Below are 11,367 nucleotides of genomic sequence, written 5' to 3'. Positions count from 1 at the left end.
TGCCGTGTCGGCCGTATTGCTTAGGGTCACGTCGAACGCCAGTGCGTCGCCTTCTTCCTCGCTCACATCCGCGATGTCATTGATCGTCGGTTTCGCGTCATCGTTTTCGATGGTGCCCGTCGCGGTCTTATCACCAACGGTCAGCGTGAACGTTTCATCGCTTTCCAGAACCGTATCTTCCGCACCCGCTACCGTTACCGTGAAGCTCGCCGTATTCGCTGGGACGGTGATCAGGCCTGTGACCGCATCGTACGTCACGCCGTTGCTGAACGACACTGTGCCGTAGTCGGTGTTATCCGTTTCGTTATCCGTCAGGCTGAACGCGTACGTTTGTGCCGTGTCGGCCGTATTGCTTAGGGTCACGTCGAACGCCAGTGCGTCGCCTTCTTCCTCGCTCACATCCGCGATGTCATTGATCGTCGGCGAAGGCACCACACCAACATTGACCGTCAATGTATCTGTACCGCCTTGGCCGTCAGAAACGACTACTGTGAAGCTATCGCTACCGTTGTAATCAGCATTTGGTGTGTAGGTCCAGTTTCCGTTTTCATCAACGGTCACTGAGCCATTAGATGGTTCGCTGCCTTTTGAGAAGCTTAGTGAGTCATTGTCATCATCTGATGCAGAAAGAGAACCACTGACTGGCGTATCTTCGTCAGTCGTGACTACAACACTGTCACCCAGTGGGTCGCCATTGCTATCAACAAGCGTTGGGGTGTCATTAACTGGTGTCACACCAACATTGACCGTCAATGTATCTGTACCGCCTTGGCCGTCAGAAACGACTACTGTGAAGCTATCGCTGCCGTTGTAATTTTCGTCCGGCGTGTATGTCCAATTACCATTTTCATCGACAACTACAGAGCCATTTGACGGTTCTGTCCCTTTTGTGAATGTTAGCGAGTCGCCGTCTGCATCTGTCGCGTTTAATGTTCCGCTTACTGGGGTATCTTCATCTGTAGTTACAGAAACATCTTCACCGACAGGTAGGTCATTAATTGGAGTAACACCGATATTAACGGTTATTGTATCTGTGCCGCCTTGGCCGTCAGAGACTTCTACCGTAAAGCTGTCATTACCGTTGTAATTTTCATTTGGGGTATAAGTCCAATCGCCATTTTCATCGATAACGACAGTACCGTTTGAAGGTTCTGTCGATTTACTGAATGACAGAGAATCACCATCTTCATCTGAAGCCGACAAAGTGCCACTGACTGGCGTATCTTCATCTGTCGTAAATGATACTGTGTCACCAATAGCGTCACTATTTGAATCGACAAACAGTGGGTTAGTATTAGGTTGAGCTGCGGCAGGCTCAATGAGTGAACGATAAGCATCAAGTAAGCTTAAACTTTGAGTTCGAGATAAGCCCAATGATTCGAAACCCGTAGTAACGAACTCTGTACCAGGAATAGTTTCTTCACCATCACGTTCAATAGTTCCGCTAGAAGCCAAACTTGAACCGTTTTGACCTGCTGCCGTTGCGAACTCCTCACCTAGCTCGGTCGGGTCTTGACCTTCTTCTAATGCTGCAAAGATATTCGCGATATCTTGGTCGAGCTCAATTTCGCCTTCTTCTGATGAGAAGCGTTTTGCCGATACCTGAGGTTCATTGGACCCGTTCTGAGATTCAAGAGCGACATCCCCTGCTTGTAGTGGTTGTCCTTCTTCTAAGACTTTAATCGTACCATCTACCGAGATAACAATGCGCTGGCCAAGTGCTAATGCACCACCCAAATTCAATGTTGTCATGTCCATATAAACCCCTAAAAAATCTTTTTTTGTCATTAACGTCAAAATAGTGACATTATATTTATAATATTAGTTAAAATATAACACCTAAAGTCATATAATTCCTAGTTATGAATCGAGTATTTAACAACTAGAGTGACAAGCTAATGACAGTGATCACATCACACAACAATCTTAGTGCTCACAATGACAATATAAGTTATTGTGTTTACGGAAAATAATCGGCGATAAAACTTGAGATTAACGTGTACAAGAACACCATAAAACGCACGCCGATCGGTTAACATTTTTACAACCATTTGCGAACGCCAGCTTAGCGATCGTGGTTTTTTTGGCGGTTCATCTAAATTTTGTATATAACGGCATGAATTCAAGACTTAGGTGTACGCCAATTTTAGGGAGATTTACATTGAACAGGCTTCAAAAGACAACATTAGGGTTAGCAATAAGTATTACCTTACCGGCGACAGCACAAACCCTAGAGCAAGCCGTTGCGTTTACTTTAGAAAGTAACCCTGAAATCAAAAGTGCTTATAATGAATATGTCAGTAAGCGATATATTAATGATGCTTCTGGTGGTGCTTACCGTCCGAGTATAGACCTGGATGGAGGGATCGGTTATGAACACACCGACCTAGCGACTAACTCAAGCACAACAGATCTAACTCGAAAAGAAGCGACTATTACCCTTACTCAACTTATCTGGGATGGTTCCAATACCTCAAATGATATCGATCGTACCGCAGCTGATGCAGAATCTGTACGCTATCAACTGCTATCAAATGCACAGGACATCGCTTTAGAAGTCACTAAGGTCTATCTTGATGCAGTGAAAGCCTATGAAGTACTGTCACTCTCTGAAAACAACCTCGCGACACACAAAAAAATATACAGTGATATCCGCAAACGTGTTGAATCAGGCATTGGATCAACGGCAGATATGTCACAGGTAGAGGCACGTATCGCTAAAGCACACGGTAATTTGCTTGCAGCGCAAAACAACCTTTTTGACACTCACACTCAATTTAAAAGGCTTGTCGGTCAATCTCCGCTAGGGCTAACCTTCCCTCGAGCAGATGCAGGGGCTATCCCTTATACCGTTGATGGTGCATTGGCAAAAGCCTTTAACCAGCACCCAGTAATCAAGATTGCACAAGCCGATGTGGACTCAGCCAAGTTTCAATACAAGCAATCCAAGAGTACCAACTACCCGACCGTCTCTTTTGAAGCGGCTCAAACCTGGCGTGATGATGCCGGTGGTACTAAAGGTAGTAGCGATGAGTTCTCAGCAATGGTTCGTTTGAGATATAACCTCTATAACGGAGGCTCAGATCAAGATCGTGCTGAAAGTGCCGCTTACCAACTCAATAAAGCAAAAGACCTACGTGAGAGCACTTACCGCAATGTAGAAGAGAGCCTGCGTCTTTCATGGAGCGCTCTGGATTTGACCGTTCAGCAAAAAGAGTTCCTATCTGACCACGTAGACTCGGCATCAGACACGGTTATCTCATATGAGAAACAATACCGCATCGGTAAACGTACCCTTCTCGACTTGCTTAACACTGAGAATGAATTGTTCGAAGCTCGTAAAGGGTATTTGGATGCCAAGTACGACGAACAATACGCGAAATACCGAGTAATGAACGCAACAGGAAACTTGTTGACCGGACTACGCGTCGAAACCCCTCAAGAATGGAATGAAAAGGTAGAATACTAATGAAGCTGATAAAGACTGTATTTCCGCTTTGTATCATGGTTGTCTCTGCCAATGTTTTAGCTGAAACAAGCGATGAAGAATTTGAATATCGAGCTCTTCCTGAGATCACACAAATTTATGATCTCGAAGATGATGATAATGATGGAGTAATCAATGCTAGAGATCTATGTCCCGATACGCAAATGGGTGCTGAGATAGATAACGACGGTTGTGGTTCATATTTCGAATCTTCAGAAAAGAAAGAGCTCCACATACTCTTTGCTAATAACTCTACGGAGATCAACCCGGTTTTCTTAGGGCAGATACGCCAAATGGCTGCGTTTTTGAAGCGTTACGAGAGTACATCGATTGAATTGCAAGGTTATGCCAGCAAAGTAGGTAACGCAGCACACAACCTAAAGCTTTCAAAAGAACGTGCATCGCATGTCAGACGTGCGCTGATCAGCAACGGTATTCAGCCATCTAGAGTCAACATTGTCGGTCATGGTGATTCTGAATTCAGCAGTGATGATACCCAAATCAATCACGCACTACATCGAAAGGTTGTCGCTTCCGTTGTTGGATTTAAGGGTAATATCAAAGAAGAATGGCACATTTTCACCAAAATTAAAAAGTAAGCTCTCCCCTGCTTTTACCATACTGAAACGTTATCTTAAGTTAACGTTTCAGTATGGTGATAATTCCTTGAATAGCATATACCTAAGCCGTCTATAATGTTAATCTTGCCACGTTATCAACATAGAGAATTAATCCATGAGCAAACTAACAGCTGATACTCAAGCAAATCTAGAACTTTTCGTTTCTGAAACACAGGAAACTAAACTGGTATGGGGCCTTCGCAACGAAGAAGGTTGGCTAGCATGTGACTCAAGTGAATTCGAAAACAGCGAAGTGATGCCGTTCTGGTCTTCAAAAGAAGATGCTCAGACTCACAACGTTGAAGAGTGGGCTGACTTCGAAGTATTAGAAATTCCACTAGATATCTTTGTAGAAGATTGGTTACTAACTCTTGCTGAAGACGGCGTTCTTGTTGGTACTAACTGGAATGCAACATTAGAAGGCAAAGAACTTGAGCCTTCTGACCTAGCGAAATTATACATCTAATTTCTGATATCGGTCGCGCGAATCGTGCGACCGATATACCTCTGATTAGTATCAACAAATTAGAGACCTACCTCGCATAACCTTATAGCTATAGAATTCAAAATTTGAAGCAATATCAAACTAATAATAGAATATCGTTCTTTATCTGATTGATAGTCTCTTGTGATTCACTCCTTTTTTGTTACCTTTCTGCTATTCATTAGCTTTTGTTCTTATAGCCAAGTATTACCGTCAGATCGTGACCAAAACTCATCAATCTATGCTTCCCATTTAAGCCCTACTCCTAATGCTGATTGGAACGCGCTTTATCTTTCTACTTTAAACCACTCTCCTGAGCGCGCATTAAACATGTTGCAAACACGCTATATCGGGTCAATGAGTTACGGAGATAAGCTTTACCTTGCGTCTCTTCTCTATAAATACATGAGCCACCGAGATCAGCCGTTCTACGGAATCGCTTCAAACGACAGTGACTACCAAGCGATAGAAGCAGCGTTTATTTCTGCTCTTATGAAAGACGGCAAAGGCCAATATGAGGAAGCACAACAAGGCTTTTTAACACTTTTGGCGAAAATGCAATCTCGCAGCGATTTAGCTGGAAAAGCATTGCTAAAGTACCAGCTATGCCGATCACTTAACGAGCAAGCTAAATATCATCAAGCTAACTATTACTGTTCTGCGCTTCAATCAGATTTATATAACATCGCTGACCCAGTATTGCCAAAGTTTGGAACTTATCGAGTCATTGCAAACAATCACCATTTTCGAAGTGACTATCAAGCAGCACTAGATACCTACCTATCACTGATAAATGTCTTCCCACAAGGACATGATATTTCGGGAGTTTACAACGATGTAGGTAACTTGCTCAAAGAATTAAAGCAATATGAAAAATCGGCTGAGTATCTACAGGAAGCTCTAACTCTCAGAGAAAACGCTTCAGATTTAATGAAAGCACAAGTGCATCACAGCCTTGCGGATCTCAACCTTAACCAAGAGCAAAGTGACCTAGCAATTCACCACTTTCAGACAGCAAGAACACTACTGAGCTCGTCATCACATAGCTACGGTATCGCACTAACAAGTCTTGGCTTAGGAAAAGCATACACTCAAATGAAAGATTATGATTTGGCGAGAACCTACTTGGTCGAATCTCTATCGGCTTCGAGCGAACTGAGCAATGATGTCATTCGTATCAATGCTTACTTGGCTATCAGCGATATGTTTGAAGAACAAAAATTGCCAACGGAAGCGCTCAACTATGCTCAACAAGCGCTAGGATTAGCGGAACAAGTCGCAAGGCATAAATACATAGCGCAGTCACTTCTACAGCTTTCTGATATTAATCAATCACTCAACGATTACCAACAAGCTTTCTATTTTTACCAGCGATACTCATCAATACAAATGGAAGCTAGAGACATCGACAATCGACTCGCACTCGAAGCCCTCGGCCTGACGCATGCCAAATATGAGCAGGAACTTGAGAACTCTTTCCTGACACATCAGACGAAACTCGACCGCGTTCAAATTGAAAAAATGGAACATCAAAGATGGATGTACAACATCGTTGTTATTCTGTTGCTTTGTGCTGCAAGCTTTACGGTATTGGTAAACAAAACGGTTCGCGCAAAAGCCGCAATTGATGGCTTAACGAAAGCATATAGCCGAACTGAGATAATTCGAAGAATCAAAAGAGTGAAACGCTGTAAAGGGATGGAAAAACAGCATGTGCTCGTGCTGCTCGATCTAGATAAGTTTAAGAAGATTAATGATGAGCATGGGCACCCTACCGGTGATCGAGCACTGATCCATATTAGTGAGAAAATTAGAAAACACTTAGTAAATGGTGAATTGTTTGGTCGCTTAGGGGGAGAAGAATTTGTCATCATGCTAACCGATACCACACCAGCAGAGGTACGAGAACGCGTTGAAGAGTTACACTACGCCATTTCCAGCACTGTCTTCTTATCAGAAAGCAAAAAGTCACTTAATGTGACCGCGAGTTTTGCTTATCTAGCAACCTCAAACGCATTAAGTGACTTTGATGACTTGTATTCAGTGCTTGACCAAGCGCTCTATCAAGCCAAAAGCAACGGCCGAAACTGCATTATTGATGCCTATAACGAGCCGATTGATTTACCTGAGATTATTTATTCTCAGCCTGTTTGCGAACCAACTCAGCCATAATGCTTTCGCGATCACCTAGGTAATCGTTAAGGCCAACTTTACGTAGTTCACATGCCGGGCAATCGCCACAGCCATCACCAACAATGCCGTTGTAACAAGTCAGTGTTTTGTTTCTAACAAGCTCAAGTGCTGAGTACTGGTCTGCTAGCGCCCATGTCTCAGCCTTGTTTAACCACATTAGCGGTGTTTTGATATCAAGCTGCTTATCCATACCTTGTACAAGTGCAGAGTTCATCGCCTTCACAAAGTCATTACGGCAGTCAGGGTAACCAGAAAAATCTGTTTCACACACACCTGTAATCACGGTTTCAGCACCGATTTGGTAAGCGTAAATACCCGCTAGTGTTAGAAATAGAATATTACGACCAGGAACAAAAGAGTTTGGTAGTCCATTCTCTTGCAACTCATGAGACACAGGAATATCGTCGCGAGTCAGAGAGCTGATAGCAAGTTCATTCAACAGAGTCACATCCATCACTTTGTGCGCTTTAACACCAAGTTCTTTCGACAATGACTCAGCAACTTCAATTTCGAGTCTATGGCGCTGACCATAATCAAACGTAATCGCATGAACTTCATCATACTCTTTTAATGCTTGAACAAGACACGTTGTTGAGTCTTGACCACCACTGAATACTACAACTGCTTTTTTCATCTTAAATCCTTACGAAAAACTTCTACTAGCGACTTATCTTGCCCAGTAAAAATACAACCTATGCGATGCTCAAATATTTGTGAGTTTGTATTGATAAGCGCCAATTGCGCTCAATGCAGGTATCAATACAAAGTTGAGTAGCGCGGTCTTTTTGGCTAATTGGTTGCAGAGCGATAACAGTGTCGCTGGGAACCGCAGCTCGATCCAATAAACCGTCAAGTTGTTCGATATCTTTGCTTGTGCCTACTGGATGCTTAATTTCGTTAGCACGTTGTAAGGCGCTATCTAAGATTTCCAGTTTCGCTTTCATCGCCACCTTCGGTGACACCGTAACCCAAGTGTCAGGTGTGGCTTTTACTTCTGATGTTCCGCTAGTCTCAATCTGACAGCGACAACCGTGCTGCTCAAATGCTTCAGTAAGAGGAACAAGATCATAAATGCATGGCTCACCACCAGTAATCACAATGTGCTTCGCAGTGTAACCTTGCTTGATATATTCATTCACGATTCCTTGAGCATCGATTGCTGACCAAGTTGGTGAATCTTCTGTCTTAACCATAATATCGCCAAGGCTGGTCTCATCTTCTGGCAACGCTTCCCAGGTCTGTTTGGTATCACACCAAGAACAGCCCACTGGGCAAATTTGCAGACGAACAAAAACAGCGGGAACGCCAGTAAACACGCCCTCACCCTGAATGGTTTCAAACATTTCATTAATCTTGTACAACTTTCCCTCAGCTCAATCATCAGATGAAATTAATCAACCGCAGACCTTAAAGCACTTCCCCCTTTTGGTCAAACAAATGAGTACCGATAAATGAGTTGATCAAAGCCCTAGCCTGAAGTTTCAAGTTCCCTTATCCTTTCGCCCATTAGATTTCGTTAGCTTTTAATTTTTTAGTAAGGAACAACATGTACAAACTGATTGCTCTTGATATGGATGGCACATTACTCAACAGTGAAAAAGTGATTTCTCAAGAGAACAAAGACGCGATCGCCAAAGCTCGTGCTGCTGGTGTGAAGGTCGTTCTGGCTTCTGGTCGCCCTTTGGAAGGCATGCAAAGCAAATTAGATGAGCTTTCAATTAACGGCGAAGATGACTTTGTGCTCTTCTACAACGGCTCTATGGTTCAGAACGTATCGACAAAAGAGGTCATTCACAGTGAGATCAGCAATGGTAAAGCCGCAAAAGAGATTGCAGCCCTCGCTGAACAGCTTGGTGGTTATGTTCATGCTTTCAGCAAGGTTCATGGTTTAATCACACCTGAGAACAACGAGTACACGGGTATTGAAGCGCGTATTAATGGCTTAGATATTACCGAGTTCGACTTTTCTCAATTAGAAGATGACCACGAAATCATCAAGACCATGATTGTCGCTGAACCCAGCAAGCTAACTGAAATCATCAGCAAGTTGCCACAAGAGCTCAAGACTCAGTTTACTATCGTGCAAAGTGCACCATTCTTCTTAGAGTTCCTAAACCCAAACTCAAACAAGGGTGTCGGTATCGAAGCCATTGCGAAACACTTAGGCATTAAAGCGGAAGAAGTAATCTGCATGGGTGACGCTGAAAACGATCACCATATGCTTGAATACGCTGGCCTTGGTATTGCAATGGACAACGCGATGGATGAAACCAAGAAAATCGCCGATCACATTACCGCGAGTAACGACGACCATGGCGTAGCCGTAGCAATTGAAAAGTTTATCTTCAACTCATAATCATTCGATTCTGTAAAATTAATACTAAAAAGGCTGTGCACTGCACAGCCTTCTCTTTTTTAAATGAGTCGTTTTACTTAATTTCTAGCCCAAGGCAGACGAAATGCCACCACACCAAACAGAATCAATATTGGGAAACGTAACGTTTCAATAATAAATGAAGCAATACCACTGAAAGAGACAAAACTTCCTGCCCAGCTAATCAGCAGATTTCCCGCTAACAGCATCGCCATCACTCCAACCACGATCTTGAATGAGAACTGACCGACCAAAGGTTTCGAGTCTGTTAACGTCACTAGGCATGCAATCGTCATCAAAATAGCCACCCAGAATGAGAATGTAGGCAGTGGCCATATCACCGTGAGAACAATCGACAATAAGCATAATGCCCACCACACGCCCTTAGAACTCAATAAAACACTAATATCAACATCTGGTTTTGCATCTAACCTCACGATGTGCCACGTCGTTAAGGCACCTAAGACGCCCCCCATTAATACATCACTAAAGAACGCACTGCCTGAATACGACTTAAACAGCATGATCCAAAGTAAGCCAGCAAGCACAATCAATATTGATTGTTTTTCTAAGAGACGCTTTATTTTCCAAAAGACTAACAAAGTTAAGCTCACCCATAAAGCAGCCAGTAAACTTGGAAAACTATAGCCACTGCTCATTACCAACTTCAATGTTGGCAAGTAGGCATGCGGGCGTGGAAAACCAAAACCTTGATGTGCGATCAAAGTTAGCAGTGTCACCGAAATCAAAGTGAAGCCAAACTTCAACGCGAAGTTACGACCAAAATGCCACACAATTAGCGGCAATATCACGATGAAAACCCAAGGCTTCGCTAACAAGTCAGTCAAAAGCACAGTATTCGCGAACACGCTCGGCATTCTATCGAACGCGTTTTGAAGTGAAACAATCCAGCTCAATTCAACTTGATGAACTTTCGGCGCCGCGCCCACCAGCTCAGTCACATAAGTCACCGGTTGATCTGTAGCAGATAAAAACAACTCGTTAATCTCTGACCATTGCTCTGGATAACGGTATTGGTTAGCTTGCAACTCAGTTGGCGGTAATAACATCGCTCGGCTGACTTCTACTCCGTAATGAGGTGCGAACCAAATCGGTAACTCAAAACCACCTAGCTCATTTCGAGCTTGATAGCTGATCACTTCAGAATCAGAGACACAATCAAACACAACGGCGCTATCGGTGTAACCCAGTACATCACCAACCGTTACCGACAAACCCGCCTCTTCCCACGTTTCACGTTGCGCCGCGACGGCTGGCGGCTCACCTGAAACCACAGTGCCTCCCGGTAGAGACAATTGACCTGTGATCAACTCATCAACCAACACGATTTGGTTATCAGCACGTACTACACACAAAGCGCCCGCGATATGATCGGGCAAAGTATTGTTTGCCCAAGCGGAAGTAGTACTCAAAAGAGACAGTATGAAAACTAATAAATATCGAATAGCCAACGAGTTTACCTAAAAATGAGAGAAAAAGTTAAAGACTGCTCTAGTGTAATCAAACACGCACAAAATCGCTGTCTACGTTTTGTGCAAAGCCTTCCTCATCCATTGAATGTGAGGTGTGAACCCCATTTTTTGATAGAAGTCCTTGGCAGGTGAATTAAAGTCCCAAACCTCTACAAAGACTTGTTCTACCCCATAATCATCAAAAGTACTTTCAACTTTGTTAAACAACTTTTCAGCAATGGATTCTTTTCGATAATCAGGTAAGACAAACAGCTCATCGACACTCCCCATCGGCACTGGTTTACTCACCGTTGAGATAAGCTCACAAAAATGTCCAGAGATAAAACCAACAATGAGATCGCCTTTTAATGCCACATAAACCAAGCATTCAGGATCATCTAAGTATCGTGCAATGCTTTTTTCCTGCTCAATCTCTTCTGCCGTTTTAAAGTGCTCTGGGCTAGCAAGGTGGTGGTGATGATGTAGATCGAACATTAACTCGTTAAGTTGTTCCAAATCCGTGTATTTTGCAGCCCTTAAAGTGACGTTCATGACTATTGCGCTTCTCAAACCAAATTAATATCTAAACTGAGTCTAGTTTACTTGCCGTGAGTATCTATACAAGTTATTGAATTAATTCATTGTTTGAAGTGCGTATTTTAGATACAAAAACGGCCACATTGCGTGGCCATTCTGTGTGAATCATTTTGAATTAAACGAATATCGAAGCTGTGGTT

At 43.2% G+C, this 11,367-nt stretch carries 10 protein-coding genes; 5 read left to right on the top strand and 5 right to left on the bottom strand.

The features are described from left to right. Window positions 1-1,758 (bottom strand): Ig-like domain-containing protein (locus tag CWO27_RS22370; protein ID WP_146161581.1); only part of this gene is annotated, 1,758 nt, incomplete at its 3' end. Between the two features lie 445 nt (window positions 1,759-2,203). Here CWO27_RS22370 and CWO27_RS22365 point away from each other — a divergent pair. From CWO27_RS22365 to CWO27_RS22350, 4 genes are all read left to right on the top strand, one after another. Next, window positions 2,204-3,469, top strand: a complete 1,266-nt coding sequence (locus CWO27_RS22365; RefSeq protein WP_102431204.1) for a TolC family outer membrane protein — start codon at window positions 2,204-2,206, stop codon at window positions 3,467-3,469. Beyond that, window positions 3,469-4,086, top strand: a complete 618-nt coding sequence (locus CWO27_RS22360) for an OmpA family protein (RefSeq protein ID WP_048659436.1) — start codon at window positions 3,469-3,471, stop codon at window positions 4,084-4,086. The genes CWO27_RS22365 and CWO27_RS22360 overlap by 1 nt, the downstream gene beginning before the upstream one ends. A gap of 136 nt (window positions 4,087-4,222) precedes the next feature. Beyond that, a complete protein-coding gene (locus CWO27_RS22355; protein ID WP_017062305.1) occupies window positions 4,223-4,573 on the top strand; it encodes a DUF2750 domain-containing protein in 351 nt (116 codons plus the stop codon). 162 nt (window positions 4,574-4,735) lie between these two features. Then, window positions 4,736-6,763, top strand: a complete 2,028-nt coding sequence (locus CWO27_RS22350) for a diguanylate cyclase (protein ID WP_107899517.1) — start codon at window positions 4,736-4,738, stop codon at window positions 6,761-6,763. Here CWO27_RS22350 and queC read toward each other — a convergent pair. Further along, the gene (queC, locus tag CWO27_RS22345; protein ID WP_017063822.1) at window positions 6,723-7,418 is read right to left on the bottom strand and encodes a 7-cyano-7-deazaguanine synthase QueC; all 696 of its coding nucleotides are present in this window, start codon (window positions 7,416-7,418) and stop codon (window positions 6,723-6,725) included. The two genes, CWO27_RS22350 and queC, sit on opposite strands and share 41 nt — an antisense overlap. A gap of 58 nt (window positions 7,419-7,476) precedes the next feature. Beyond that, the gene (gene queE, locus CWO27_RS22340; RefSeq protein WP_307862871.1) at window positions 7,477-8,145 is read right to left on the bottom strand and encodes a 7-carboxy-7-deazaguanine synthase QueE; all 669 of its coding nucleotides are present in this window, start codon (window positions 8,143-8,145) and stop codon (window positions 7,477-7,479) included. 185 nt (window positions 8,146-8,330) lie between these two features. Here queE and CWO27_RS22335 point away from each other — a divergent pair, with 185 nt between their 5' ends. Then, on the top strand, window positions 8,331-9,140 hold the full coding sequence (locus CWO27_RS22335) for a Cof-type HAD-IIB family hydrolase (RefSeq protein WP_107899516.1): 810 nt from the start codon (window positions 8,331-8,333) through the stop codon (window positions 9,138-9,140). A gap of 77 nt (window positions 9,141-9,217) precedes the next feature. Here the strand turns inward: CWO27_RS22335 and CWO27_RS22330 are convergent, their stop codons facing one another. Both CWO27_RS22330 and CWO27_RS22325 read right to left on the bottom strand, forming a co-directional pair. After that, complete coding sequence (locus tag CWO27_RS22330) at window positions 9,218-10,630, bottom strand: bifunctional NUDIX hydrolase/phosphatase PAP2 family protein (RefSeq protein ID WP_107899515.1); 1,413 nt, start codon at window positions 10,628-10,630, stop codon at window positions 9,218-9,220. A gap of 72 nt (window positions 10,631-10,702) precedes the next feature. Continuing rightward, on the bottom strand, window positions 10,703-11,182 hold the full coding sequence (locus CWO27_RS22325; RefSeq protein WP_107899514.1) for a GNAT family N-acetyltransferase: 480 nt from the start codon (window positions 11,180-11,182) through the stop codon (window positions 10,703-10,705). Window positions 11,183-11,367 lie beyond the last annotated feature (185 nt).

Origin of the sequence: Vibrio sp. 10N.286.51.C3 (genome assembly GCF_003050065.1) — a bacterium.
GTDB classification, from domain to species: domain Bacteria; phylum Pseudomonadota; class Gammaproteobacteria; order Enterobacterales; family Vibrionaceae; genus Vibrio; species Vibrio crassostreae.
The sequence above is the reverse complement of the archived record's forward strand: the minus strand, read 5'-3'. Positions and strand labels throughout refer to the sequence as shown.